Below are 25,479 nucleotides of genomic sequence, written 5' to 3'. Positions count from 1 at the left end.
CATCCGTATCCGTCCGTGCGCCGCCGTCAGACGGTCAGGCCAGTCGGCGGCAGTGCAGGAAGACTTGCTCCTCCGGGGGCACATCGGTGCTCGCCGGTGCGTACGAGTACGAGGACTCCTCGGTGAGCTCGAAGCCCGCTTCCCGTACGACGCGTCGCAATTCGTCCCGCAGGTATCCGGATACCCGGATCGTGTTTCCAAGGAACGGAATAGCGAAATCATCCACATCCGCTTCCACCATGGACAGTGCCAGCAACCCGCCGGGCACCAGCAGTTCACGGATCAGCCGGAGCGTGAACGGGATCTCCGCGCGCGGCAGCATCAGCAGCGAGAAGAACGCCGCGACCCCCTCGTAGTGCCCCGGGACGCCCACGGTCCGCGCGCCGGAGCCGCCGGGCCGCAGCTCGGCTATGTCCAACTGGTGGAAATCCGCCTCCGGTACGTGCTTGCGGGCCAGGTCGATCATCACGCCCGACAGGTCGATGCCGACCACGTCATGCCCCGCGTCGGCGAGTTGCCGCGCGGTGGGCAGTCCGGTACCGCATCCGATGTCCAGCACCCGTGAACCGGGGGGCAGTTCCGCGGCGAGCCAGGCGCCGGACCGCAACTGCCCATCCTTGTGCGGGAATGCCTCGTCGTACCGGTCGCCGATGGCGTCGAACGCCTCGGCCTGCCCGGTGCGGTCCCGCCCCTGGCTCACGGCATGGGGGATGCCCATGCCCTCGTATCCGCCGGTTCCCACGGACTCCCCTGACTCAGCGTCAAGCACTGGTGTGCGCTTGCTTTTTTCGCGATGTTGCGGAGGACGATCCTACGGTTGGTGGGGAGGGGGGCATCAAGAGTCTTTCGGATTTCCACGGCGGAGCAACGGGATTTCCGCGTTGTGCCCACAGGGGTTGCCGGGCGCCACTGAGACGAGGGTCTCAGCCGACGGGACGGTCCCAGTCGTCCGGAAGCGGCGGTACCGGCCAGGTCGGATCCGGCCGCCACTGCTCCCAGCCGTCGCGGAACGGCGAGCCCCACTCCTCGATCACCCGGACCGCCCGCGCCCCCGCGTCCCGCACCCGGGCGGCGAGTTCGGCGTCGACCAGCCCGTCGACCTGCGCCTGGGCGAACTCGTCCTCGTCGCGCCAGCTCCAACCGCGGTCCGGACCGACCGAGATGTCCAGGAAGTGGTCCTCGGAGTCCACCCCGTGCGACCAACGGCGCCGCGGCTCCTCCAGGTTGACGTACCAGTTCTTGAACCGCCAGCCCGGCTCCCAGAACAGCCACACCGACCACGGCTCGCCCGGGCGGGCCAGCTTCAGCACCCCGGTGCCGTGCCAGCTCTCCACCCGGGTGGCGCGCGGTTTGAGATAACGGGTGGAAAGCGGCTCGCGGTGCACCGACGTACCGTCGGCCAGCACCGGCCTCACACACGGTGTGCCCGGCGCCATCCACACCGCCAGCACCTCGGCGTCATCGCGCACCACGGTCACCGGGCGCGCGATGTGTACCTGCGCGCGGTATCGCGCGCCGTTGCCCCGGTAGCGCCAGAGCACCTGTGTGCCGGGCGCCCAGCGCCCGGCACCGGTCGCGTCATCATGCCCGCGGCCCGGAGGGCCTCCGTTGAGGGCGGTCGAGTCGGCTGTCATGCACGGATCCTACGGACCGGCGCCTTGCGTACGGGTTACGGGCGTGTCATCCGCAGCACGTCCAGCGCCTCGTCCAACTGCTGCTCGGTGAGCAGCCCGCGGTCCACATAGCCCATCTCCAGTACCACGTCCCTGATCCGCTTGCGCTCCGCCAGCGCCCGCTTGGCGACCTTCGCGGCCTCCTCGTAGCCGATGTAGCGGTTGAGCGGGGTGACCACCGACGGGGACGACTCGGCGTACTCCCGGCAGCGCTCCACGTTGGCGGTGATGCCGTCGACCGTGCGGTCCGCCAGCAGTCGGGAGACGTTCGCCAGCAGCCGGATCGAGGACAGGACGTTCGCCGCGATCACCGGCAGCATCACGTTCAGCTCGAAGTTGCCGGACGCGCCCGCCCAGCCGATGGTGGCGTCGTTGCCGACCACCTGCGCGGCGACCATCGCCACCGCCTCCGGAATCACCGGATTGACCTTCCCCGGCATGATCGAGGAGCCCGGCTGCAGATCGGGCAGCGCGATCTCGGCCAGCCCGGCCCGCGGGCCGGAACCCATCCAGCGCAGATCGTTGGCGATCTTCGTCAGCCCCACAGCGATGGTGCGCAGTTGCCCCGAGGTCTCCACCACCGCGTCCCGCGCGCCCTGCGCCTCGAAGTGGTTGCGGGCCTCGGTCAGCGGCAGCCCGGTCTCCCGCGCGACCTCGGCGATGACCGCCGCCGCGAAGCCGGGCGGGGTGTTGATGCCGGTGCCCACCGCCGTTCCGCCCAGCGGCAGTTCGGCCAGCCGCGGCAGCGAGGCGTTGAGCCGCTCGATGCCGTACCGCACCTGCGCCGCGTAACCGCCGAACTCCTGACCGAGGGTCACCGGAGTGGCGTCCATCAGATGCGTCCGGCCCGACTTGACTACCCGCGCGAACTCGTCCGCCTTGCGCTCCAGCGCGGCGGCCAAGTGGTCCAGCGCCGGCAGCAGGTCGTTCACCACCGCCGAGGTGGCGGCGATGTGGAGGGAGGACGGGAAGACGTCGTTGGACGACTGGCTCGCGTTGACCTCGTCGTTCGGGTGCACCGGGCGGCCCAGGCGCTCGCTGGCGAGGGTGGCGATGACCTCGTTGGTGTTCATGTTGGACGAGGTGCCGGAACCGGTCTGGAACACGTCGATCGGGAAGTGCTCGTCCCAGCGGCCGTCCGCGATCTCCCGCGCCGCCTCGGCGATCGCCTCGGCCACGTCCTTGTCGACCACCCCCAGCTCGGCGTTGACCCGCGCCGCCGCCGCCTTGATCCTGGCCAGCGCCGCGATGTGGGCGCGCTCCAGCCGCTGACCGCTCACCGGGAAGTTCTCCACCGCGCGCTGGGTCTGCGCCCGCCACTTGGCGTCGGCCGGAACCTTTACCTCGCCCATCGAGTCGTGCTCGATCCGGTACTTGTCGCTCATACCCATGACAGTGCCCGGGAACGGTGATCTGTTCCCGGGCACTGCTTTTCGGTCATCCGTCAGGATTTTCCGGTCAGCCCATCAGGAGGAACGGACCGGAATGCTGGTGAAGGTCGGGGAGGGAGCCGGGTCCTGGAAGAAGTCGTTGCCCTTGTCGTCCACCACGATGAACGCCGGGAAGTCCTCGACCTCGATCTTCCAGACCGCCTCCATGCCCAGCTCCTCGTACTCCAGGACCTCCACCTTCTTGATGCAGTCCTGCGCGAGCCGGGCCGCGGGGCCGCCGATCGAGCCCAGGTAGAAGCCGCCGTGCGCGGCGCAGGCGTCGGTGACCTGCTTGGAACGGTTGCCCTTGGCCAGCATCACGAAGGAGCCGCCCGCGGCCTGGAACTGCTCGACGTAGGCGTCCATCCGCCCGGCCGTCGTCGGGCCGAAGGAGCCGGAGGCGTAGCCCTCCGGGGTCTTGGCGGGACCGGCGTAGTACACCGCGTGGTCGCGCAGGTACTGCGGCATCTCCTCACCCGCGTCCAGCCGCTCCTTGATCTTCGCGTGCGCGATGTCACGGGCGACGACCAGCGGGCCGGAGAGCGAAAGCCGGGTCTTCACCGGATGCTTGGTGAGCTCGGCGCGGATCTCGTCCATCGGACGGTTGAGGTCGATCCGCACCGCGCCCGCGGCGGAGCCGCTGTTGGACGCGGTGTCCAGGTGCTCGTCGGTGGTCTCCGGCAGGAACCGCGCGGGGTCGGTCTCCAGCTGCTCCAGGAAGACGCCCTCCGCGGTGATCTTCGCCAGCGCCTGGCGGTCGGCGGAGCAGGACACGGCGATCGCCACCGGGCAGGACGCGCCGTGCCGGGGGAGGCGTACGACGCGTACGTCGTGGCAGAAGTACTTGCCGCCGAACTGGGCACCGATGCCGATCTTCTGGGTGAGTTCGAAGACCTTCTGCTCCAACTCCTTGTCCCGGAAGCCGTGTCCGGTGGGGGAGCCTTCGGCGGGCAGCTCGTCCAGGTAGTGCGCGGAGGCGTACTTGGCGGTCTTCAGCGCGTACTCGGCCGACGTACCGCCGACCACGATCGCCAGGTGGTACGGCGGGCAGGCCGCCGTGCCCAGCGAACGGATCTTCTCCTCAAGGAACTTCATCATGCTGGCCTCGTTGAGGACAGCCTTCGTCTCCTGGTAGAGGAACGACTTGTTGGCCGAGCCGCCGCCCTTCGCCATGAAGAGGAACTTGTACGCGCCGCCGTCGGTGGCGTACAGCTCGATCTGGGCGGGGAGGTTGGAGCCGGTGTTCTTCTCCTCCCACATGGTCAGCGGCGCCATCTGCGAGTAGCGCAGGTTCAGCTTGGTGTACGCGTCGTACACACCGCGGGAGAGGGCCTCCTCGTCACCGCCCTCTGTGAGCACGTTCTGGCCGCGCTTGCCCATGACGATCGCGGTGCCGGTGTCCTGGCACATCGGCAGCACGCCCGCGGCGGCGATGTTGGCGTTCTTCAGCAGGTCGAGCGCGACGAAGCGGTCGTTGGGGCTCGCCTCGGGGTCGTCCAGGATGCGTCGCAGCTGGGCGAGGTGGGCCGGGCGCAGGTAGTGCGAGATGTCGTGCATCGCCTCGGCGGCCAGCCGCCGCAGGGCCTCCGGCTCCACCTTGAGGAAGGTCCGGCCGTCGGCCTCGAAGGTGCTCACGCCCTCCGAGGTCACCAGGCGGTACGGCGTGGTGTCCTCGCCGAGCGGGAGGAGGTCCGTATAGGCGAACTCGGGGTTGGACGGGCGGGAGGCGGCAGGCATCTGGGGTCCTCACTCGGCGACATCGACGAAGCGGAACAAGCGTAAGACGTGGCCGGGCGCCGCGGTCTGTGAGGTAAGGCTCACCGGTCCGGGTCCGCGTTCGGCCGTGTACTCCCCGGGGCGGCTGGCCCCGGTGCCGCGGCTGGAGCGACATCGTGAGGCGAAGCCCAGTAGTCACGATCTATCGCGTTTGGCTATCGTGGATGCCGTGGACGAGTCGTCGCTCCAGAAGCGAGAGCAGAAGCCGTACGCGGAGCCGGAGATGCGCGCGTCGGACGTGGACCGGGACCGCATCGCCGAGATCCTGCGCGATGCGCTCGCCGAGGGGCGCCTGACGCACGAGGAGCACTCCGAACGCATCGACGCCGCGTACGCGGCCAAGACGATCGGCGAGTTGGAGCCGCTCGTACGGGACCTTCCGGTACGGGGGGCCACGGCAGCGCCGCGGCCCGCGCCGGTGGAGGAGTCGCCGTCCACCGCATCCGAGAACCTGATCGCCGTCTTCGGCGGCTCCACCCGCAAGGGCCGCTGGCGGGTGGGTGGCCGGACGAACGCGTTCGCCTGCTTCGGCGGGGTGGAGATCGACCTCACGGAGGCGGTGTTCGAGCAGCGGGAGATCACCATCAACGCGGTGGCGATCTTCGGCGGCGTCGAGATCAAGGTCCCGGAGAACGTGACGCTGCGCGGCAACGGCGCGGGCGTCTTCGGCGGCTTCGACGTCAAGACCCACGAGGCCCCCGACCCCGACGCCCCCGTAGTGATCATCACGGGCCTGGCCCTCTTCGGCGGCGTCGAGGCCAAGCCGAGGCGCGGCAAGCGCCTGAAGGCCTGGGGGCGCGGCAGCCTGGAGGGCTGAGCCCTACCGGGGTGCGCCCCGGCGCCGGCTCGGCGAGCCTCGGCCCACGGCGCCCCGTTCCCGCCTGTCACCTCGTCCTGGGTCGCACGCCGCCGCGCGGCGCCAACTTGCCGCCGCCTCACGGGTGAGTCCCACAGGTGGTGCCGAACTGGCAGTGTTCCCAGGGGAGTTGAGGCCCGGCGCGGGCCGGAGCTTCACGGCGCGCGAGCGGCGCCGTGCTCCCGTTGGTCGGAGCGGGGTGAGGGGCGCAGCCCCGGGGTATATGGGCGTAGACGGCAGGGGGCGCCGGGCCCGGCCCCGCAGTGCCCCGTTCGCACCACCACCCCCACCGGGGCGGAGCCCCGGTGGGTACGCTCCGCATGAACCAGCGCACAGCGGGTAAGGGTTGGTGCATCGTCACTCGTACGGCTGGGCGGGGAGCTATGCGGTAGGGACAGTCGTACGCAGCGACGGGCAAGGGTGACAGAACGCCGAAGCCGTCGTCAGGAGTACCCCGTGCTGCAACCGATCGAGCCCGTTAAGGACACCGCCACGTCCCCGTACCGTCACCCCCGGGATCTGGCAGGACCATGGCACGCCGAGGCGGCGTGCCGCCGAGATGAGGCGGGCATGTTCTTCGCGCCGTCGAAGGAACCGACCGCGGCGCGGCTGTCCCGTGAGGAAGCCGCGAAGCGGGTCTGCGCACGCTGCCCGGTCATGCTGGAATGCCGGGAGCACGCGTTGCTACAGCCGGAACCCTATGGGGTGTGGGGCGGTCTGACCGCCGCGGAGCGCAGGGTCGTACTGGCCCGTCGTCGCCGCCGCGACGCGGAACTCCAGCGATCACCGAGGATCGCCGCCGCGGGCTAGTCCCGCGACGCCACGCAGTACGGGACGGGGGCCCCGCCGAACCGGTCGGCGGGGCCCCCGCCCGTGTTGTCCCTACCGCGCGCGGTCGAAGTCGATCGCGCTGTACGCCCGCAGCTTCGACAGCTTGTGGGTGGAGTCGATCTGCCGGATCGTGCCCGACTTCGACCGCATCACCAGCGACGAGGTGGTCGCGGTCTCCGCGCCGTACCGCACCCCGCGCAGCAGCTCGCCGTCGGTGATGCCGGTCGCGACGAAGAACACGTTCTCGCCGCCCACCAGGTCCTCGGTCCGCAGCACCCGGCCGAGGTCATGGCCCGCGTCCAGCGCACGCCGGCGCTCGACGTCGTCCTTGGGCCACAGCCGCCCCTGGAACGTGCCGCCGAGGCACTTGATGGCGCACGCCGCGATGATGCCCTCCGGCGTACCGCCGATGCCGAGCAGCAGGTCGACACCGGTGCCCTCGCGCACCGCCATGATCGCGCCCGCGACATCGCCGTCCGAGATGAACTTGATCCGGGCGCCGGTCTCGCGGATCTCCTTGACCAGGCCGTCGTGGCGCGGGCGGTCGAGCACCACGACCGTCACGTCCTCCGGGGCGCAGCCCTTGGCCTTGGCCACCGCGCGGATGTTGGCGCTGGCGGGGGCGGTGATGTCCACCGCGTCGGCGGACTCGGGGCCTGCGGCCAGCTTCTCCATGTAGAAGACCGCGGACGGGTCGAACATGGTGCCGCGCTCGGCGACCGCCAGCACCGAGACCGCGTTGGGCATGCCCTTGGCGGTCAGCGTGGTGCCGTCGACCGGGTCGACGGCCACATCGCACTCGGCGCCGGTGCCGTCACCGACCCGCTCGCCGTTGTAGAGCATCGGCGCCTCGTCCTTCTCGCCCTCGCCGATGACGACGACACCGTTCATCGACACGGTGTGGACGAGGGTGCGCATGGCCTTCACCGCCGCGCCGTCCGCGCCGTTCTTGTCACCGCGGCCCACCCAGCGACCGGCGGCCATGGCGGCGGCCTCGGTCACCCGGACCAGTTCCAGCGCGAGGTTGCGGTCAGGGGCCTCCGGGCTCACTTCGAGTTGGGACGGCAAGTTGTGCTCGGTCATCGAGCGCACCTTTCTGTACGGCGACGGCCGGAAACGAGGGTGTTGCGACCTTATCGGTAGCCCGCTCAGCTTGAGCAGGGCGCCCGTCACATGAGCACGTACACCAGCCATGATGACGCCGCACGGAGTATGCACGCCATAAGTGGGAGCGCCGCCATGGCACCCCTGGGGCCGACGGCGACGGCCATGGGGGACGATAGGGGGCGTGGCAAACATGCGTGGCAAGCAGACCGTACGGGACATGGTGCTGTCGATCGCGGTGATCGGCGTGCTCGTCGCGGGCATCTACGTCTTCGTCCCGCACTCCGGGGGCAACCCGGTCAAGACGGTCAGCTACCAGGTGGAGCTGGGGCAGGCACGGCGCGCGGCGCCGTATCCGGTGGCCGCGCCCGAGGGGCTGTCCAGCCAGTGGCGGGCGACGTCGGTGAGCTACGACGGTTCCGACCCGAAGAACTCGCAGTGGCACCTCGGCTTCATCGACCCGGAGAACCAGTACGTCGCGGTGGAGCAGACCAACGGCGACCCGCAGACGTTCATCTCCGACAAGACGCAGCAGTCCTCGCAGCAGGGCGGCTCTCAGACGGTGGCCGGTCAGGCCTGGCAGCGCTACGACGGCGGACGGTACCGCGCGCTGGTGCGGCAGCACGGCGGGGCGACCACGGTGGTCCTCGGCACCGCGCCGTACGACCAACTGGCCCAGATGGCCGCCGCCCTGCGGGGCTGAGCCGGGGCTGGGGGCGTTCGCCCCCAGGAGATCCCCGCCTTCAGACGGTGCTGACCACCTCGTCGTACTCCAGCCGCGGGGCCCGAGGCCGGTACGCGTCCGGGCCCGGCTTGCCGATGTTGACCACGGCCAGCACCCTGCGATCCCCCTCGGGGAAGAACTCCTTGTTCAGCCCCTCCGCGTCGAACCCGCTCATCGGCCCCGCGGCCAACCCGGCCGCGCGTATGCCGACGATGAAATAGCCGATCTGCAGCGCGCCGTTGAACGCGGCGGACCGCTCGCGGTCGACGCGCTCGCTGAAGAACACGTCCTTGGCCTGCGGCATCTTCGGGAACAGCCGCGGCAGTTCGTGGTGGAAATCGTGGTCGGCGACCAGCAGCGCGGTCAGCGGAGCGCCGGCCGTCTTCGCCCGGTTCCCCTCGCTCATATGCGTCAGCAGCCGCTGTCGGGCCTCGGCCGAGCGGACCAGGACCACTCGCAGCGGGGACTGGTTGAACGCGGTCGGCGCGTACTTGACCAGGTCGTAGACGGCTCTGATCTGCTCGTCGGTCACCGGTTCCCCGGTGAACGTGTTCGCCGTGTGCGCGGAGCGGAACAGCAGCTCCTGGGCGGCCGGGTCGAGCGCGAGCGGCGTGCTCGGCGGCTGATCACTCATCGCCGTCCTCCTGACCGGAGCGCTCATCGTCCGTCCCCTCCTCGTCCTCGGCCAGCGCCGCGTCAAGCCGCGCCCTCGCGCCGTCCAGCCAGCGGCGGCACACCTTCGCCAGCTCCTCGCCGCGCTCCCACAGCGCGAGGGACTCCTCCAGCGTCGACCCGCCCGCCTCCAGCCGCCGCACGACGTCGACCAGTTCGTCGCGCGCCTGCTCGTACCCCAGCGTGTCCCGCTCGGCCGTCTCCTGATCTGCCATGGGACCAAGCCTAGGCGCGGGGTACGACAGCGCTGTTAACGGCGCGAGACGCGGCTCATCCCGGGCCCTTGGCGACCCGCACGCTGAACTCGCCGTCCGCGACCCTGGCGCGCAGCTTCTCGTCCGCCACCACCTCGTCGGCCGCCCGCACCACGGCACCGTCCGTGCGCTGGAGCACCGCGTAGCCGCGGCGCAGCGTCGCGGCGGGGGAGAGCGCCAGCACCCGGGCCCTGGTGTGCTCCAGCTCGGCGTCCGCCCGGTCCAGCAGATGGCCCAGACAGCGGCGGGAACGTTCCACCAGCGCGGCCACCTCCGCCTCCCGTTCCGTCACCATCCGGTGCGGATGCGCCATCGACGGACGGCTGACCGCGGCCGCCAGCCCCCGCTCCTCGCGCTCCAGCAGATTGCGCACGGTCCGCAGCGCCCGGTCCCGCAGCTGCTGTATCCGCAGCTGCTCCTCGCCGACGTCCGGCACCACCTTCTTGGCCGCGTCGGTGGGCGTGGAGGCGCGCAGATCCGCCACCAGGTCCAGCAGCGGGGAGTCGGGCTCATGCCCGATCGCCGAGACCACCGGGGTACGGCAGGCGGCCACCGCGCGCACCAACTCCTCGTCGGAGAACGGCAGCAGGTCCTCCACGCTGCCGCCGCCCCGGGCCACCACGATCACGTCCACACCAGGGTGCGCGTCCAGGTTCCGGACCGCCTCGATGACCCTCGGCACCGCCTGTACGCCCTGCACCGGCACGTTGCGTACCTCGAAGCGGACGGCGGGCCAGCGGTGCCGGGCGTTCTCCAGCACGTCCCGCTCGGCCGCCGAGGCGCGACCGCAGACCAGGCCGATCAACTGCGGCAGGAACGGCAGGCGTTGCTTGCGGTCGGCGTCGAACAGTCCTTCCGCGGCCAGCGACTTCTTCAACCGCTCAAGCCGCGCCAGCAGTTCGCCCACACCGACCGGGCGGATCTCGGCGGCCCGCAGCGACAACTGGCCGCGCGGCGCGTACCACTCCGGCTTGGCGTGCACCACCACCCGCGCCCCCTCGGTGACCACGTCGGCCACCGCGTCGAACACGGCGCGGAAGCAGGTGACGCTGATCGACACGTCATGCGAGGGATCGCGCAGCGTCAGGAACACCACGCCCGCGCCCGGGCGCCGGGACAGCTGGGTGATCTGCCCCTCGACCCACACCGCGCCCAGCCGGTCGATCCACCCCCCGATCAACCGCGACACCTCGCCGACCGGGATCGGTGCTTCCGCTGACGTGCTCAGTGCCATGTGCCGAGACTATCCGGCGGCACTGACAGTCCGAACGCGTCCGGGCTTGCGGCCCCGGGGTTCCGGCTCCGGCCTAAGTTGGAATTTTCCGACTTCAGCATGAATCTGCTCGCTTTCGCCCGTGCGGGATGCCAATTTGGTGCGGTGGAGCAGCAACCCAGCACCCGCACGCCGCGACCAGCCCGAAGCGGTGTGCCCGAGCCCACCGCGACCTGCTACCGGGCGCGTCGTCGCGCGTCGCTGCCCGCGCCAGTGGTGACGGCGGTGCGGCGTGTCCTGCGGCCGAGCGCCCGGCTCACCGGGCTGGGCACCGGGCTGCTGGTCGTCACGCTCACGGTGATCGGCGGCTCACTGGACAACGTCTTCACCGGCGGCCCCGGCACGTTGTTCGGCGTGGTCTTCGTGATCGCGAGCGTGCTGGGAGCGCTGTGGGTACGGAACGCGGACCTGGCGGCCGCGCCGGTCAGCGCGCCCATCGCCTTCGCCCTGGCGCTGGGCGTGACCGGCGAGTCCGGCGACGGCAGCTTCCTCGGCCATGTCGCGGGCACCGTGACGGGGCTGGCGACCCGCACCGGATGGCTCTACGGCGGCACCGCGCTGGCGGCGGCCATCGCCGCCGCCCGCAAACTGAGTGCCGGGCGGGTCCGTAACCAGCCGTAGGGAGGTTGGTCATCGGCCGGGTGGCGGTGGGTCACCGAGCCGGGTGCGCCGACCGGGCTTCCGGCACCGACGCCCTCGTCGGCGGGGTTGCTCGCCGTCGCGGTGGGGACACGCTCGGCCAGGCCCAAACGCCGCCCGCCGCCGGGGAGTTGGCGCGCCGCAGGCACTCACCGACCGCAGGCCATGGCCGCGCCCACGATGCCCGCGTTGTTCTGGAGCTCCGCGGGGACGATCTGGGCGCGGATGCCGTTGACCAGCGGCAGGAACCTGTCCGCCTTGCGGCTCACCCCGCCGCCGATCACGAACAGTTCGGGCGAGAACAGCATCTCGACGTGCGCCAGGTACTCCTCCACCCGGGCCGCCCAGTGCTTCCAGCTCAGGTCGTGGTCTTCCTTGGCCTTGGACGAGGCGCGCTTCTCCGCGTCGTGACCGTGCAGCTCCAGATGCCCCAACTCGGTGTTGGGCACCAGCTGTCCACCGCTGAACACCGCGCTGCCGATCCCCGTACCGAACGTGAGCAGGATCACCGTTCCGTCGTGGCCCTTGCCCGCGCCGAAGGCCATCTCGGCGATACCGGCCGCGTCCGCGTCGTTGATCAACGTGACCGGCAGCCCCAGCGTGTCGCTGAGCATGGCGCGGGCGTCCAGTCCGATCCAGGCCTTGTCCACGTTCGCCGCGGTGCGGGTCACGCCATCCATGATCACCCCGGGGAACGTCACCCCGACCGGGCCCGACCAGCCGAAGTGTTCGACGACCTCCTTGACGCTCGCGGCCACCGCGTCCGGCTTGGCCGGATGCGGGGTGAGCACCTTGAAGCGCTCCTGCGCCAGGTCGCCGCGTTCCAGATCGACCGGGGCGCCCTTGATCCCGGATCCGCCGATGTCCACACCGAAGACATTCATAGGACCCAAGCTAAGGCCGCCCGGCCCCGGTCACCCCTCGGACCTGCCAGTTGCCTCGGGCCGCCCGTCGCCCGCCACCGCCTTGAAGGGAAGCGCTACGCGCCTTCCGGATTCCTGAGATCGCGGCGCAGTTCCTTCGGCAGCGAGAACTGGATGTGCTCCTCCGCCGAGGTCACCACCTCGACGTCCGCGAAGCCGCGCTCGGCCAGCCACTCCAGCACGCCCTCGACCAGGATCTCCGGCACCGAGGCGCCCGAGGTGACGCCGACCGTCGACACACCGTCCAGCCAGGCCTCGTCGATCTCGTCGGCGAAGTCCACCAGGTGCGCGTCCTTGGCACCGGCCTGCAACGCCACCTCCACCAGCCGCTTGGAGTTGGAGGAGTTCCGCGAACCGACCACGATCACCAGGTCGGCGTCCGCGCCGATCTGCTTCACCGCGACCTGGCGGTTCTGCGTGGCGTAGCAGATGTCATCGCTCGGCGGGCTGACCAGCGCCGGGAAGCGGTCCTTGAGCCGGTCGACGGTCTCCATCGTCTCGTCCACCGACAGCGTGGTCTGCGACAGCCACACCAACTTCTTCTCGTCGCGCACCTCAAGCTTCGCGACGTCCTCCGGGCCGTCCACCAGGTGGATGCGGTCCGGGGCCTCGCCCATGGTGCCGATGACCTCCTCGTGGCCCTCGTGGCCGATGAGCAGGATGTCGTAGTCCTCGCCCGCGAACCGCTGGGCCTCCTTGTGCACCTTGGTCACCAGGGGGCAGGTCGCGTCGATGGAGGCCAGGCGGCGCTCGGCGGCCTCCTCGTGCACCACCGGGGCGACGCCGTGGGCGGAGAAGATGACGATGGAGCCCTCGGGCACTTCCTCCGTCTCGTCGACGAAGATCGCGCCCTTCTTCTCCAGGGTCTGCACGACGTACTTGTTGTGCACGATCTCCTTGCGCACGTAGATCGGCGCCCCGTACTGCTCAAGCGCCTTCTCGACGGTGATCACGGCTCGGTCCACGCCTGCGCAGTAACCGCGGGGAGCGGCAAGCAGGACCCGGCGGGAAGTCGTAGCAGTCATGCCCCCATCGTAAGGGCGCGCACCGACGCCCCCAGGGCGCGGCTTCGTACCCGCCGGGGCGCCCGCGGTGGTGCAATCGGGACGTCGCGCCCGCCGCCACCCTCAAGGGAAGGCGCGTACGCGCCCGCTGCCCTGTCCGCCCGAGGAGGCACCCGTGACCGCCGCACCGCAGCCCGTCCCGCTGCGCCGCACCCTGGGCGCGCGCGACCTGGTGGTCTACGGGCTGCTGTTCATCGCGCCGATGGCGCCGGTCGGGGTCTTCGGCGCGCTGGACGCGCGGTCGCACGGCGCGGTAGCGCTGGTGTACATGGTGGCCACGGTGGCGATGGGGTTCACCGCGTACTCGTACGCGCTGATGGTGCGGGTGGTGCCGCAGGCGGGCTCGGTGTTCGCGTACGCGCGGGCCGGTCTGGGGCCCGGGCCCGGGTTCATCGCGGGCTGGATGGCGATGCTCGACTACGTGCTGATTCCCGCGGTCGCCTACCTGTTCTCCGGTATCGCGCTGCACGCGCTCGTCCCGTCCGTCTCGCAGTGGGTCTTCACCGCGGCCGCCGTGGTGGTGACCACGGCCCTGAACATGTCGGGGGTACGGGCGGCGGCGCTGGTCGGCTCCCTGGTGCTGGCCATGGAGATCGCGGTACTGCTGGTCTTCGTCGGCGCGGCGGTGGTGGTACTGGTACGGCACGGCGCCAGCCGCGGCCCGGCCTCGCCGTTCACCGGGCAAGGAGGGTTCTCCGGCACGGCGGTGCTGGGCGCGGTGTCGGTGGCGGTGCTGTCCTACCTGGGGTTCGACGCGATCGCCGCGTTCGCCGAGGAGAGCAGCGGAGGGCCGCGGCGGGTGGCCCGGGCGGTGCTGTGCTGCCTGGCGCTGGCCGGGGTGCTGTTCGTCGTCCAGACGTATCTGGCCGCCCTGCTGTCCCAGCGGTCCTCCGCCGCGCTGGCCGCCGACCCGTCCCGGCAGGGCTCGGCCTTCTACGACGCGGTGGAGGCGGGCGTCGGCCACTGGCTGCACCAACTGGTCGCCGTGAGCAAGGCGATCGGCGCCGCGTTCGCGGCGCTGGCCGGGCAGGCGGCGGCCGGCCGGCTGCTGTTCGCCATGGCCAGGGAGCGGCGGCTGCCCGGTGCGCTGGCGAAGGTCGACCCGGGCAGCGGAGTGCCACGCCGCGCGCTGCTGGCGGCCGCCGCGGTGACGCTGGTCGCGGCGGTGTGGGCGGCGCGCCGGGCGGACGGCCTGGCCTGGCTGGTCTCGGTGGTGGACATCGGCGCGCTGACCGCGTTCTCGCTGCTGCACCTGTCCGTGGTGGCCTGGTTCGCGGTACGGCACCGGGACGCCGGGTTCAGCGTCGTACGGCACATCGCGGTGCCGGTGCTGGGGCTCGCGGTGACCTGCGCGGTGATCGCGGCGGCGGCGCGCACCGCGCAGTGGGTCGGGCTCGGCTGGCTGGTACTGGGCCTGCTGGTGCTGCTGGCGCAACGCGGCGGGCGTACGATGCGGGCCGCTTAGACTGGGGGATCGGTCCCCGCTGGGGCCGAACCATTCGTCCTCGCTCTGGGAAGTCGCCACGTGTCGCTCACGATCGGAATCGTCGGTCTGCCGAATGTCGGCAAGTCGACCCTGTTCAACGCCCTGACCAAGAACGACGTACTGGCGGCCAACTACCCGTTCGCCACCATCGAGCCGAACGTCGGCGTGGTCGGCGTCCCCGACCCGCGCCTGGACACGCTCGCCGAGCTCTTCGACTCGCAGCGCAAGCTCCCGGCCACCGTCGACTTCGTGGACATCGCGGGCATCGTGCGCGGCGCCTCCGAGGGCGAGGGCCTGGGCAACAAGTTCCTGGCGAACATCCGCGAGTCGGACGCGATCTGCCAGGTCATCCGGGCCTTCAAGGACGAGAACGTCGTCCACGTCGACGGCAAGATCTCGCCCAGGGACGACATCGAGACCATCAACACCGAGCTGATCCTCGCCGACCTGCAGACCATCGAGAAGGTCCTGCCGCGGCTGCAGAAGGAAGCCCGGCTGCAGAAGGACAAGGCCGCGGTGGTCGCCGCGGTCGAGGCCGCCCAGAAGATCCTGGAGGAGGGCGGCACCCTCTTCTCCGCGGGCATCACCAAGGGCACCGAGCAGGGCGCCCTGCTGCACGAGCTGCACCTGCTCACCACCAAGCCGTTCCTGTACGTGTTCAACGTCGACGAGGACGAACTGGTCGACGAGGACTTCAAGAACGAGCAGCGCGCCCTGGTCGCCCCCGCCGAGGCGATCTTCCTCAACGCCAAGATCGAGTCCGAGCTGATCGAGCTGGACGACGACGAGGCGCTGGAGCTCCTCCAGTCCATGGGCCAGGACGAGCCCGGCCTGGCCACCCTCGCCCGCGTCGGTTTCGAGACCCTCGGCCTGCAGACCTACCTGACCGCGGGCCCCAAGGAGGCCCGCGCCTGGACCATCAAGAAGGGCGCCACCGCCCCCGAGGCCGCCGGAGTCATCCACACCGACTTCCAGAAGGGCTTCATCAAGGCGGAGATCATCTCCTTCGGCGACCTGGTCGAATGCGGCTCAGTCACGGAGGCCCGCGCCCAGGGCAAGGCCCGCATGGAGGGCAAGGACTACGTCATGCAGGACGGGGACGTGGTGGAGTTCCGGTTCAACGTGTAGGCGGCGCCTTACCGCCACGTCGTTGTTCTGGCGAACATGCGGTCAGAAGGGGTTGCGCTACCGAGAGTCCAACCTCTTCTCGACCCCCTGCTGAATCGGTGCTGGGTATTCTGACTTGACGTCAGGAGACTTCAGGTGCCGTTGACGGTGGAGCGATGTCCGACGTGCACGCCCCACACCATCAGCTCGCCATTGTCGATCGTGGAGATCACGCGATAGTCGCCCACCCCAGGCGGCGGCGGTCGGGCTGGGAGACGAGAGCTTTGCTGTCTCCACGCGCGCCGCCTTGGCTGGAGGGGCAGCCTGTCTCAAGGCATTCCGCCCCGTCTGCGGATGACATGACGAGTGTTTGGCTGTCTCGCAAGAAGTACCAGGCTTCGACCTGGTCGACGTCTGTCGCCATACCGTTTCCATTTACGGCTACCGCTTCAAGAAGGCGTGCGTATCGGTCGGCCTGGCCGAGGTGCATGCGCTGCGGATCGGCGTGCCGCTCTGCTGCGCGTGGCTGACTCAGCGAGTTACACGGCCGCGACGCTCGAGGCCGCGCCAGTCAGCGCGCGGAGCTTTTCGCGTGTTTCGGCATCGGTCGAGTACACCACCGTGCCGATCATCCCTCGCGTTAGCAGGACCTTGTACGTGTTGCGGATCAGCCGGTCAACATCCGCGTCCGGGGTGGACTTCTTGAAGACCGGATCCTTGGACGCTGAACGGTCGGTGATCCAGTGGTCGCCTCGCCACACCAGGTCGGGACCCATGATGACGCCACTCCAGTCGTACTCGAAGCCCTGAGCTGTGTACACGCAGCCCACCTGCCCGAAACCGGCCGGATCGGTTGCCCACAAGGCGGCAGGAGGCGCGCCCCCGACGGACCGGTCACCGAAGACGTTCCAGGGCCGTTCCCACTCCCCGATGACGACGTCCGCAGGCAGCGCCTGCCCGGGCGACACCTTCTTCGTCCACTTCCAGCAGTAGCCTGCGGATATGCGCGCGCTGTACCCCTGCGAGCGGCGGTTGTCGAGGAACGCCTCCAACTCCTGAGGGCTGTCCGCGACCGTGAGGCGCATCTTGTCGTCGGGTTCCCATTTCACCGGGCCGCCTGGCTCAAGGCCCAACAGTCGTACCACCCATCGCAGATATGCGTCGCTGCCACCGCACCGGAACTGGCCGTCCAGCGGCACCACGCGACATTGGAACCCCTTCTTCGCGGCGGCTGCCTTGATCTCCGCGACCGTGCCCATTTCGCCGGGCCGAACGACCTGATGCTCGTCGAGCAGGAAGACCGGGACACGTGCCGCGTCGATAAGTTCCTCGATCTGGGCTTTGCCGGTGCGGTTCGACGCCGGCGTGTAGCGGTTGGCCGATGTCTCCCGGATACGATGGGCCTCGTCGCAGATCAGGACATCAAGGCTGTTGCGCTCAGCGGCCATGAAGCTGTTGAAGTATTTGAAGAGGTCCTGCACCTCACGCTTCCGAGCCCCAGCCACCTTTCTCATGGTCGTCGTGAACGAGTTGGAGCCCGTCGCGTGAAGCGCAGTGGTGCCCTGCCGGTACAGCTCACCGAGGAGCGACAAGGCGATGACGCTCTTGCCGGTGCCGGGTCCGCCGGTGACGATCACGACCTCCTTGTGGTCGGACTGCCTGGCGCGGCGTACGGCGTTCAAGACAGTGCGATACGCGATCCGCTGCTCGTCCAGCAACACGAACTGCTCACGTTCGCGCACCTCTCGGGCGGCAACTGCCATGAGTTGCTTGGACGGGCCGATCTTCCCGTTGACCAGCTCGTCCGCGGCCCAAGCACCGGACTCCGGCCCCAGCTTCGTCCGCAGATAGTCGACGAACTCGCCGCGCCGCGCCCCGACGAAGAGCTGACCGTACTGGTCCTGGTCGACATCGAAGAGTCCGCTGACGCCGAACTCAGTGGCGTTGTGCAGATATGCGGCGCCGTTGACGCGTTCCGGGTGTTGGGCGAGCGCTCCGTTGAAGGAGACGAGGTATTCGCAGTAGCCGCGTACCTGGTCGACTGGATTCAGTACCGCCCGCGCGTATGAGTCGATGCGGCACAGCGACGGATCGTCGTCGTCCGGCTCCGCGCTGCTCCACTGCTTCAGCTCCACGATGACGTAAGACGGCAGCCCGGTCTCGGGGTGCACCCCGGCCAGCACGGCATCGGCCCGTTTGCTGTTCAGCGGCAGTCCGTACTCCAGGAGCACCTCCACTTGCCCGAGTCCGGCATCGTTGAGCGCGCTCGCGAGTACAGGGATACTCCGCTCCCACGAGCGCACCTCGGACGAACCAGGCTTGTGACCGTGCACGTGCACGAACTGCTCCGTCAAGCGGAAGAACAGGGCACCGGAGTGGCACTCGGCAGCGATCGCTGCGGCGGAGTCGCGGAACAGCAAAACATGCCCCCAGGCAGCACGGAGAAACTCGTGCGGGTGGGGGCATTTCCCTCGCTACTCCGCCAGGCGGAGCGGAAGCCCGGCGGGCCGCAGCTACGTCGGGATCAAGGTTACCTTTGCCGTCTGCGGTAGGCGGGTGGCAGCTGTGATCCTTCGGCGGTGAGCTTCGGCTGGACGCCGTCGTAGTGCTGCATACCGATCGCGCCAGTGATGAGCCTGCGCAGTGCGTTGTGAGTCGCCGGGTCGACGGCGTAGACCACGGTGCCGACGACGCCGCGGGTGAGGAGCACGTGGTAGGCGTTGAGGATGCACCGAGTGGCTACCGCGTCGTCGATCGGACCGCGGAAGGCGGGATCGCAGGAAGCGCTCCGGTCCACCCTGAACTTCCCGTCACGGAACAGCAGATCGGGTCCGATGATGACGCCGTTCCAGTCGTACTCGAAGGTCTGTGCCGTGTAGACGCAGCCGACCTGGTCGACACCACGGCGATCGGTCGACCACAGGTCCGACCGTGGTGCGTTCGGGACGCTGTGCTCCGGCTTCACGTTCCAAGGCCGACGCCAGTCCCTGATATGTACGTCGTCGACAAGCTGTTCGCCGTCCGGGTTGCTCCACGGCCAGCAGAAGCCTGCGGTAATACGGGCTGTGGCGCCTTCCAAATGGCGCTCCCGGATGAACTGCTCCATCTGCTCGGGGGAGTCGGCGACCGCCAGCGTCATCCTCCCGTCCGGTCGCCAGGCCACCGGATCGGAGGCGTCAAGGCCCAGCAGTTGTTGGACCCAGCGCTGGTAGCGCTTGCTTCCGCCCGCTCGGAACGTGCCCTCCAGATCGGTCACCTCGACTTCGCAGCCCATGCCCTCGGCGAGCTTTTTCAGATACGCGGCAGTGCCCACCTCGTCCGGACGGATCGACTGGTGATCGTCGAGCAGGAAGATCGGCACTTTGGCGGCTCTTATCACCTCAGTTGCCTGCGGCCGGTCGTCGTCTCGCAGAGCTTTCGGCATCCAGCGGTATGTCGAGCTGCGTCGCATGCGGTGTGCCTCGTCGCAGATAAGGACGTCGATGCTGTCCGGTGGGCTCTCGCTGAAGCTGTTGAAATAGCGGTACAGCCTGTTGGCCGCGCGGCGCTTGTCCGCTGTCTGTCCTCGACGGGCCGTGCTGAGCATGATCTCGCGCAGAGTCTCCGTGTAGGCGTGCGAGCCGCTTGCCAGCACGGCTTCGCGCCCCTTGAGGCCGAGGGCGCGCTGCAACTCGAGGGCCACTGCGCTCTTCCCGCTGCCAGGACCGCCCCGCAGGATGTAGACGCGCTTGACGCCCGGATCTTGGGCGGGGCTGTGGGGGGCTTCGGCGTCGTAGAACAATCCGACGTCGAAGCCGGTGAAGTGGGCAGTCTTCTCCAGGTGCCGGGTGATCCGGTCGACTGCGACGTACTGCTCGTCAAGGAGCGTAAGACCCCCACCGACGACAGAGCGCTGACGGGCCACATCGGTGACCTTGAGCAGGGGATCCTGGCGGGCCTGCTCCAGTGCTGATGCGGCCCGCTTCCCAGACGCGGGAGCGAATCTCGAAGTAAGGACTCGTCGGAAGCGGGCCAGATCATCGAGTGTATAAAGGAAGCCGTGGTCGGTCTCGGGCAGACCGAACAGCGCCTCCACATCCGCGTCACGTGCGTTGTGGAGCAGTGCCACACCCATCAACTGGTCCTCGTTCTCACGAAGATGGGGCAGATAGCGCAGCATGTACTCGCAGTAGCGCTGGACCTGCCGGACCGGGTGCAACTTGTTCTTCCCGTCACCGAACCCGAGATCGACGGCGATGGGACACAGAGGGTCCACTGTGGCGTGCCGTACCTGCTTCAGCTCAACCGCAAGGTATGAATCCGTCCCTGTACCGGGGTGCCGGCCGCACAGCACCAGATCGACGGCGGAGTTGGTGTGCGGCAGGTCGACCTCGATCTGCACCTCGACTTCGTCGAGGCCGCAGTCCAGCAGAGCTTTGACCACTACGGGGACGCTGTTGTTCCAGGAAGCGATGTCTCCCTGTCCGGCCGCTCCTCCCTTGATCCGGGAATGCTCGTGAATCAGTTGCTCGGTGAGCGGAAGATGCACAGATCCGGCTCGGGCCACGGTGAGTCGGCCGAGCTCGGCCGCGGACAGTTGTAGGAGCACGAAGGGTCCCCAGGCACGAGATGACTCGTGCGGGTGGGGGCATATCCTTCGTGACTCCGCCGAAGCGGAGCGGAAGCCCGTCGGGCCGCAATGACGTTCTGCAGATTACCCGGCTGCAAAGGTAAGGAGGGCGGGCCCCTGGAGGCCCGCCCGCCGCCCGGCTCAGCCGAGGCGGTGCACCACGATCTGCGCCAGAGCCCACGCCAGGTTTGAGCCGAGGCTCGCCGCGATGCCAACCAGGACATCACGGACCCAGGTGCGGCGCTTGGGCGTGTACTCGACGGCAACCACAGGAATGCGTCCCCTTCGGTTTGATCGGTGACGGCGCCGGATGGCTCCCGCCGGGAGCGCACCATGGAGCTACGTCACCGAACCGAAGGGCATTGCGCACGCCCCGGGGCACGTCGCGTACACCCTCCGGGGAGGGCACGCGGTGCATGGCAACGGTAGTCCACGACTGGGCAGTGTGGGCAAGAAGTTAATACACAGGCACTGACGAGCCGGTGCGGCGAGGGGGGATGACGGATTGAGGAAGGTCGGTCGGGCATCGACTGCACATGGTGCTGGGACGAATCTCCCGTGCTGGGCTCGTGCTGGGATGCCCGCGCCGAATCAACGTTTCCGGATCAAGGTTTGGGCGGCGCCTTAGCGTTGCTGGGGGGTTTGACAAGTCTGCAGGTCAGGGGGCGGCCCTGTACGCGTGCCCGTTGCTGGATCCGTGCTGGACGGGGGTGACGGGGCGTCTGCGGGGTGGGGCGGGCCCGGCTGTGGATTCCGTCGCTGCGGGCCGCGCTGCGCGGGATTCCGTGCCGGTGGCGGGTCCTGATCTGCACACCCGGCGTGCCCAGTACCCGGCGCCTCGCTCGATCCAGCTCTCACCGACGACTCCGAGCCGCAGGCGTCCTCGTTGTTGCCCTGCGTAGCGGTTCACTAGGATTTCCCGGCGCGCCGCCTGCCGTGTGCCACGGAGTTCGTCCAGTGCCCACTGCCACTTCTCGCGTGGGCGTCACCCAAATATTCCTTGCCACATGCCTTTGGCCGTCCCTACGGGGTCCGCGATCGAGCTGATGACTTTAGCGCCCTCGTCGGCGAAGTCACCCTTGATGGTGTGCCATGGGCCTTGGGCGAGGCTGTACTCCACGCCCCCGACGACCCTGATCTGGAGTTCGCGGGTCTGCTTGCCGTGCGCAGACTTCGCTGTGCCCTCCGGTAGGTAGAAGTAGTCGGGCAGCAAGGCAGCCAGGGACAGCGCGTCCGAGTCGAAGCGTGCGTGCACCAGGGTTCCACTCGGCTCGGGACGGCCCGGCGTAGCCCAGGAGGCCCGGCTGGCCAGCGACTTGGAGGGCTGCACGGCCGCCAACTTCGTTGGGCCATGTCAGAGGTGGGGCGATAGAGTGGTGCCAGGTGTTAGGGGTGGTGTTAAGGGGAGGACACCGTGGTTGCGCCCAGCAGTGATGCGAAGGGGCTCGCGGTCAAGGCCGAGTCACTTGCGGTGTTCAAGGGCCGCGTCGACAAGATGCTCAGCGACTTGGAGAAGTCCCAGGCGTCGCACACCAACATCAGGACTCAGGGGATCTCGTACTCGTCATACGGCGAAGGCTTCGCTGAGGCAAGCGATCTGGCAGGCCTGTACGACAAGGTCCACAGTCGGCTCGTCGCTCTGTCGCAGACGTTCGGGGACCAGATAGAAGCGCTCGGCATTGCCATCCAGATGGCCAAGGACGGCTACAGCGGCGTTGACCAGGAACAGATGGACCGGCTGATCGCGATCCGGCAGAGCACCGAGCAGTTCTACCAAGCCCCGAAGTCAAGCGGATCTGGTAGTCAATCGACCACTTCGTCGAGGACTCAGCCGACTGAGGGACACGGTAAGACTGCCGCTCCGGGCAGCATCTAGATACCGGAGGAGCAGATGGGACAAGGCGACGACGGCATCACCGCCGGCCAGATGAATGTCACCGCGTGCTATCGCAGTAAGACCGACTTCGAGAGCAAGTCCTTCGAGGACATGCATGCCATGGTGGCCAATGCCATGCCGAGCGAGCTCACCAGCACAGGCCATGCGCTCTTGGCCGCTCAGAAGCAGGTCGAGTCCATCGCCAACGACCTCAAGACGTATGGGCAAGGGGTTGAGTGGGACGGGCAAGGCGCCGACAGCTTTCACCAGTGGATCGGCCAACTGTCCCAGCAGAGCCTCACGTTGGCCAACTACACCGGGACGGCGGGCGACCACATCCTCGCGGCGGGTCAGGCGCTCTCCGAGGTGACGGGGACCATGTACTCACTGTCCAAGGGCGGTGGCAAGGCCAGCGAGTCGGACCGCCAAGAGGCCATCAACCAGATGAACAAGCTGGCCTCTTACTACGTGACGTCTACCGAGACGATCTCGCAGCAGGAGGAGCCGATCTTTCAGCCGATGCCGGTAAGCATGGCGCAGCCTTCACGTGATGGAGGATTCCGCCCTTACGGATCGCCTGACGAGACGACCAGCGGTACCACACCGCGCGGTGAAAGGTACGAGCCAGTGGTATCCCGGGGGGACAGCAGTGATGCTCCCGCACCCACTATGACACCGCGCAATGGGGCGGCAGCCACGGCAGAGCAGGTGCGCCAGGGCGATGTCGGTTCGCATACGTCGATTGACTCGGTGGCTCATGCCCCCACCGCGCCGTCGGTGACGCCGCATGGCAGCAATGCATCGGTGGAACCGTCGGTCCCCCCGGTGAAGAGCATGGGCATTCCTCCAGTGGCCACCATCCCTGGAACTGGCCTTGGCTACGTAACTCCACGTGTCCCAGAGAGGGCTGTCGAGGTACCCAAAGGCCCCGGTGAGTTCGGCGGTTATCGTCTCCCGACGCGTGGCGGTTTGCCGAGAGAAGCGGGTGGCGACGGGATCATCGGTGGTATGCCCAGCCGCAACGGAGCCTCCACGTTCTCGCCTCGGCTTCCTCAAGGGACCGTCATCGGCGGAGAAGGCGAGCCGTCTGCTGCTGGCTCGACGTTCCGTGGGCCGATGGGCACCGGCGCAGTAGGGAACATAGGTGGGCGAGCGCCAGGCGCTCCTACGAGTCCTGGTCGCCGCCTGGCTTCCGAAGTAGGCGGAGTCGTGGGCGAGGTCCAGGAGCCAGACCCGGCCGCGCGGGAGTTCACCCCTGGCGGTTCCGGCCTGGTGAGGGAAGGCGCGGGCGGCGGGGTCATGCCGTCGGCTGGCGTAGGGTCGAGTGGCGCCGCTCGACGCATCTCCCGCGCTCGTCCGGACTATCTCGAAGAAGACGAAGAGACGTGGAAGGCGAAGCGGCAGGACGTCGTGCCACGTGTCATTGAGTAGGGCAAAAGGAAGCCATGAAACTGGTGGGAGGCTACGGCGCCATGCGAACGGCGACAGCGAAGGTGGCGCGTCATCGCCTGGCGTGTTTGCTGGTAGCTCTCGGCAGCTTCACGGTCTTCTTCTCAAGCACGCTCGCTCCAGCGGTGTTTGCTGATGATGCTCGCTCTCATCAGTGGTACCTCGACCGCATGCAAGCCGACAGCATGTGGAAGGTGAGTGCCGGGCAAGGGGTGACGGTTGCCGTCATCGACGGCGAGGTCGACGCGTCGCGGCCGGAACTGCAGGGCCAGTTGCTGCCCGCTCCGGATCTGACCACGGGCAAGCCTCCTAGGGGGAGCGACGACAGCCACGGTACGGAGATGGCGGCCTTGATAGCGGGGACGGGCGCCAGCGGCGGCATCCAAGGCCTCGCGCCACGGGCAAAGATCCTCCCTCTCAAATACTACGTGGTGCCTTTTGGTGGAGGGGTGATCCCCAAATACATTCGATACGCCGTTGATCACGGGGCTCGGATTATCAACATGTCTTTCGGGGATCTCTTCAAAGGTGAGGACCCTGATATGCGGTCGGCGGTCGATTACGCCAACTCCAAAGGTGTATTGATGTTCGCGGCTTCAGGGAACGACGGGGACAAGGCCAACCTGCTGACCGCCCCTGCCTCCATGTACGGCGTCGTGGCCGTTGGAGCTGTGGACAAGACCCTCACCGTCACCAAGTGGTCCACCCACGGTCCGCAGGTGGCCCTCGCGGCACCAGGGGACGACATCCCCATGCACTGCCCCAATAGCCAGGGACTGTGCTCCAGCTGGGGCACCAGCCAAGCCACCGCCATCGCCTCCGCCTCCGCCGCGCTCGTCTGGTCCGCTCACCCGGACTGGACGGGCGACCAGGTGCTGCGCGCACTGATCGAGACCGCCGGTAAGCCGCAGGACGGCAAGGTGCCCAGTGAGTACCTCGGGTACGGAATCGTCCGGCCCCGGATGGTTCTGCTGAGTCATCAAGGCGATCCGGGCCCTGCCAACGTCTTCCCCCTGCCCAACCCTGCCGGAGGCGACTCCGCGGCCTCCGCGGCACCCAAGCCTGAGACTGCGGCGCACAAGGGGAAGGTCGAGGCAGATGGCGGAAGCCGTGGCGGTAGCGGCGTGATGCCTTGGGTGCTGGGCGGCTTGGGGGTGATCGTCGCCGCAGGAGCCATTGTCGGGTTCCTCGTACGGCGGCGTACCGCCCAAACCACCTGAGCGCCGCCGCTCAACACAGCACCGTGGCTTGGGACCACCGCCCGGAAACACTCGTGCCGTCCGTATGGGCGGCGCGCTCCCCAACCCATGCGGACGAGCTTCGTTGGTCGCAGACGCCCCAAGGAGCGTTCCTCGGGGCTGGGTGCGGAGTGGTGGTGGTGCGTGCCCATTGACGTAACTTGCGGATGGGCGCGCGTAGCGAATGTGGACACGCCGCCAGGGCGCATCCTCCGCGGCCGACGCATCTTTTAGCGTGCGCGAGGGGGTTCCTGCGCCGCGCGCCGCGCGGCGACCTCGCTGGGGTACTCGCGTACCGTCACCGCAGCGCATACCCAGCCCATGGCCCATGCTGCGAGGGCGGGTAGTACGGGTGCTGCGAGGAGTGCCGCTCCGCGTCCGGCGGCTATCAGGCCAGGGGTGCGACGTGTCTCGTCTCGCTTGCGCTCGGCGACCTGGGTTGGGGTAGGCGGGTCCAGCAGCTTCTCTCGGTGGCCTTTGCGTTGTACCCGCCAG

22 protein-coding genes and 2 pseudogenes are annotated in these 25,479 nt (G+C 68.7%); 9 read left to right on the top strand and 15 right to left on the bottom strand.

Translation table 11 applies throughout. The features are described from left to right. Window positions 1-34: 34 nt before the first annotated feature. From O5O46_RS02300 to O5O46_RS02285, 4 genes are all read right to left on the bottom strand, one after another. Window positions 35-718 carry a class I SAM-dependent DNA methyltransferase gene (locus O5O46_RS02300; protein ID WP_269853895.1) on the bottom strand — a complete coding sequence of 228 codons (684 nt, stop codon included), beginning with the start codon at window positions 716-718 and terminating at the stop codon, window positions 35-37. A 205-nt stretch (window positions 719-923) separates the two neighbouring features. Next, window positions 924-1,634, bottom strand: coding sequence for a cytidylyl-2-hydroxypropylphosphonate hydrolase (gene fomD / locus O5O46_RS02295; protein WP_269853477.1), 711 nt, complete (start codon window positions 1,632-1,634; stop codon window positions 924-926). Between the two features lie 35 nt (window positions 1,635-1,669). Then, window positions 1,670-3,064 (bottom strand): class II fumarate hydratase, encoded by a 1,395-nt coding sequence (locus tag O5O46_RS02290; protein WP_269853476.1) that lies wholly within the window; start codon window positions 3,062-3,064, stop codon window positions 1,670-1,672. Window positions 3,065-3,139: 75 nt separating this feature from the next. Next, a complete protein-coding gene (locus O5O46_RS02285; protein ID WP_269853475.1) occupies window positions 3,140-4,840 on the bottom strand; it encodes a fumarate hydratase in 1,701 nt (566 codons plus the stop codon). Window positions 4,841-5,102: 262 nt separating this feature from the next. Between O5O46_RS02285 and O5O46_RS02280 the strand changes: the two genes are divergently transcribed. Together O5O46_RS02280 and O5O46_RS02275 are read left to right on the top strand one after the other, a co-directional pair. Further along, the gene (locus O5O46_RS02280; RefSeq protein ID WP_443072381.1) at window positions 5,103-5,696 is read left to right on the top strand and encodes a DUF1707 SHOCT-like domain-containing protein; all 594 of its coding nucleotides are present in this window, start codon (window positions 5,103-5,105) and stop codon (window positions 5,694-5,696) included. A gap of 495 nt (window positions 5,697-6,191) precedes the next feature. Further along, entirely contained in the window at window positions 6,192-6,545 is a 354-nt protein-coding gene (locus tag O5O46_RS02275; protein ID WP_269853473.1) for a WhiB family transcriptional regulator, read from the top strand. A 72-nt stretch (window positions 6,546-6,617) separates the two neighbouring features. Here the strand turns inward: O5O46_RS02275 and glpX are convergent, their stop codons facing one another. After that, entirely contained in the window at window positions 6,618-7,649 is a 1,032-nt protein-coding gene (gene glpX, locus O5O46_RS02270; protein WP_269853472.1) for a class II fructose-bisphosphatase, read from the bottom strand. Between the two features lie 214 nt (window positions 7,650-7,863). On the opposite strand from glpX, the gene O5O46_RS02265 reads away from it, so the two are divergent. Next, window positions 7,864-8,373: a DUF4245 domain-containing protein gene (locus O5O46_RS02265; RefSeq protein ID WP_269853894.1), complete on the top strand. Its 510-nt coding sequence runs from the start codon at window positions 7,864-7,866 to the stop codon at window positions 8,371-8,373. Between the two features lie 40 nt (window positions 8,374-8,413). Here the strand turns inward: O5O46_RS02265 and O5O46_RS02260 are convergent, their stop codons facing one another. Genes O5O46_RS02260 through xseA form a run of 3 tightly spaced genes read right to left on the bottom strand, consistent with a single transcriptional unit; the run spans window position 8,414 to window position 10,554 of the window. Further along, window positions 8,414-9,028, bottom strand: a complete 615-nt coding sequence (locus O5O46_RS02260) for a malonic semialdehyde reductase (RefSeq protein ID WP_269853471.1) — start codon at window positions 9,026-9,028, stop codon at window positions 8,414-8,416. Beyond that, the gene (locus O5O46_RS02255; RefSeq protein WP_269853470.1) at window positions 9,021-9,281 is read right to left on the bottom strand and encodes an exodeoxyribonuclease VII small subunit; all 261 of its coding nucleotides are present in this window, start codon (window positions 9,279-9,281) and stop codon (window positions 9,021-9,023) included. The genes O5O46_RS02260 and O5O46_RS02255 overlap by 8 nt, the downstream gene beginning before the upstream one ends. 55 nt (window positions 9,282-9,336) lie before the next feature. Then, on the bottom strand, window positions 9,337-10,554 hold the full coding sequence (xseA, locus tag O5O46_RS02250; protein ID WP_269853469.1) for an exodeoxyribonuclease VII large subunit: 1,218 nt from the start codon (window positions 10,552-10,554) through the stop codon (window positions 9,337-9,339). Window positions 10,555-10,746: 192 nt separating this feature from the next. Between xseA and O5O46_RS02245 the strand changes: the two genes are divergently transcribed. Further along, window positions 10,747-11,214, top strand: a complete 468-nt coding sequence (locus O5O46_RS02245) for a DUF6542 domain-containing protein (protein WP_269853468.1) — start codon at window positions 10,747-10,749, stop codon at window positions 11,212-11,214. A 167-nt stretch (window positions 11,215-11,381) separates the two neighbouring features. On the opposite strand, the gene ppgK is transcribed toward O5O46_RS02245, so the two are convergent. Together ppgK and O5O46_RS02235 are read right to left on the bottom strand one after the other, a co-directional pair. Beyond that, entirely contained in the window at window positions 11,382-12,116 is a 735-nt protein-coding gene (ppgK, locus tag O5O46_RS02240; protein ID WP_269853467.1) for a polyphosphate--glucose phosphotransferase, read from the bottom strand. A gap of 10 nt (window positions 12,117-12,126) precedes the next feature. Further along, window positions 12,127-13,180 (bottom strand): annotated as a pseudogene (locus O5O46_RS02235) (4-hydroxy-3-methylbut-2-enyl diphosphate reductase). Window positions 13,181-13,307: 127 nt separating this feature from the next. Between O5O46_RS02235 and O5O46_RS02230 the strand changes: the two are divergent. Both O5O46_RS02230 and ychF read left to right on the top strand, forming a co-directional pair. Further along, on the top strand, window positions 13,308-14,684 hold the full coding sequence (locus tag O5O46_RS02230; RefSeq protein WP_443072379.1) for an APC family permease: 1,377 nt from the start codon (window positions 13,308-13,310) through the stop codon (window positions 14,682-14,684). A gap of 60 nt (window positions 14,685-14,744) precedes the next feature. Then, window positions 14,745-15,833: a redox-regulated ATPase YchF gene (ychF, locus tag O5O46_RS02225; protein ID WP_269853464.1), complete on the top strand. Its 1,089-nt coding sequence runs from the start codon at window positions 14,745-14,747 to the stop codon at window positions 15,831-15,833. A 131-nt stretch (window positions 15,834-15,964) separates the two neighbouring features. Here ychF and O5O46_RS02220 read toward each other — a convergent pair. From O5O46_RS02220 to O5O46_RS02200, 5 genes and pseudogenes are all read right to left on the bottom strand, one after another. Continuing rightward, window positions 15,965-16,104: pseudogene (locus O5O46_RS02220) on the bottom strand (type II toxin-antitoxin system RelE family toxin); the annotation flags it as partial. Between the two features lie 247 nt (window positions 16,105-16,351). Continuing rightward, on the bottom strand, window positions 16,352-18,232 hold the full coding sequence (locus O5O46_RS02215; RefSeq protein WP_269853463.1) for a DUF2075 domain-containing protein: 1,881 nt from the start codon (window positions 18,230-18,232) through the stop codon (window positions 16,352-16,354). Between the two features lie 110 nt (window positions 18,233-18,342). After that, window positions 18,343-20,400 carry a DUF2075 domain-containing protein gene (locus O5O46_RS02210; protein WP_269853462.1) on the bottom strand — a complete coding sequence of 686 codons (2,058 nt, stop codon included), beginning with the start codon at window positions 20,398-20,400 and terminating at the stop codon, window positions 18,343-18,345. Between the two features lie 162 nt (window positions 20,401-20,562). Continuing rightward, window positions 20,563-20,691, bottom strand: coding sequence for a DUF6408 family protein (locus O5O46_RS02205; RefSeq protein ID WP_269853461.1), 129 nt, complete (start codon window positions 20,689-20,691; stop codon window positions 20,563-20,565). Window positions 20,692-21,406: 715 nt separating this feature from the next. Continuing rightward, window positions 21,407-21,751 (bottom strand): hypothetical protein, encoded by a 345-nt coding sequence (locus tag O5O46_RS02200; RefSeq protein WP_269853460.1) that lies wholly within the window; start codon window positions 21,749-21,751, stop codon window positions 21,407-21,409. 84 nt (window positions 21,752-21,835) lie between these two features. On the opposite strand from O5O46_RS02200, the gene O5O46_RS02195 reads away from it, so the two are divergent. Genes O5O46_RS02195 through O5O46_RS02185 form a run of 3 tightly spaced genes read left to right on the top strand, consistent with a single transcriptional unit; the run spans window position 21,836 to window position 24,966 of the window. Next, on the top strand, window positions 21,836-22,297 hold the full coding sequence (locus O5O46_RS02195; RefSeq protein WP_269853459.1) for a hypothetical protein: 462 nt from the start codon (window positions 21,836-21,838) through the stop codon (window positions 22,295-22,297). 15 nt (window positions 22,298-22,312) lie between these two features. Beyond that, window positions 22,313-23,728, top strand: coding sequence for a hypothetical protein (locus tag O5O46_RS02190; protein ID WP_269853458.1), 1,416 nt, complete (start codon window positions 22,313-22,315; stop codon window positions 23,726-23,728). 14 nt (window positions 23,729-23,742) lie between these two features. Next, window positions 23,743-24,966 (top strand): S8 family serine peptidase, encoded by a 1,224-nt coding sequence (locus tag O5O46_RS02185; RefSeq protein WP_269853457.1) that lies wholly within the window; start codon window positions 23,743-23,745, stop codon window positions 24,964-24,966. The last annotated feature ends 513 nt before the right edge of the window (window positions 24,967-25,479 follow it).

It is taken from the genome of Streptomyces sp. RPT161 (assembly GCF_027533845.1).
In the GTDB taxonomy this organism is placed as follows: domain Bacteria; phylum Actinomycetota; class Actinomycetes; order Streptomycetales; family Streptomycetaceae; genus Streptantibioticus_A; species Streptantibioticus_A silvisoli_A.
Note: the sequence above shows the minus strand (reverse complement) of the source record. Positions and strands in the feature narration are given on the sequence as shown.

Coding starts and splice junctions, on each gene's coding strand:
- O5O46_RS02185 (WP_269853457.1), top strand. CDS start 23,743: ATGAAACTGGTGGGAGGCTACGGCGCCATGCGAACGGCGACAGCGAAG.
- O5O46_RS02260 (WP_269853471.1), bottom strand. CDS start 9,028: ATGAGTGATCAGCCGCCGAGCACGCCGCTCGCGCTCGACCCGGCCGCC.
- glpX (WP_269853472.1), bottom strand. CDS start 7,649: ATGACCGAGCACAACTTGCCGTCCCAACTCGAAGTGAGCCCGGAGGCC.
- O5O46_RS02290 (WP_269853476.1), bottom strand. CDS start 3,064: ATGGGTATGAGCGACAAGTACCGGATCGAGCACGACTCGATGGGCGAG.
- fomD (WP_269853477.1), bottom strand. CDS start 1,634: ATGACAGCCGACTCGACCGCCCTCAACGGAGGCCCTCCGGGCCGCGGG.
- O5O46_RS02265 (WP_269853894.1), top strand. CDS start 7,864: ATGCGTGGCAAGCAGACCGTACGGGACATGGTGCTGTCGATCGCGGTG.
- ppgK (WP_269853467.1), bottom strand. CDS start 12,116: ATGAATGTCTTCGGTGTGGACATCGGCGGATCCGGGATCAAGGGCGCC.
- O5O46_RS02190 (WP_269853458.1), top strand. CDS start 22,313: ATGGGACAAGGCGACGACGGCATCACCGCCGGCCAGATGAATGTCACC.
- O5O46_RS02255 (WP_269853470.1), bottom strand. CDS start 9,281: ATGGCAGATCAGGAGACGGCCGAGCGGGACACGCTGGGGTACGAGCAG.
- O5O46_RS02285 (WP_269853475.1), bottom strand. CDS start 4,840: ATGCCTGCCGCCTCCCGCCCGTCCAACCCCGAGTTCGCCTATACGGAC.
- O5O46_RS02300 (WP_269853895.1), bottom strand. CDS start 718: ATGGGCATCCCCCATGCCGTGAGCCAGGGGCGGGACCGCACCGGGCAG.
- xseA (WP_269853469.1), bottom strand. CDS start 10,554: ATGGCACTGAGCACGTCAGCGGAAGCACCGATCCCGGTCGGCGAGGTG.
- O5O46_RS02280 (WP_443072381.1), top strand. CDS start 5,103: ATGCGCGCGTCGGACGTGGACCGGGACCGCATCGCCGAGATCCTGCGC.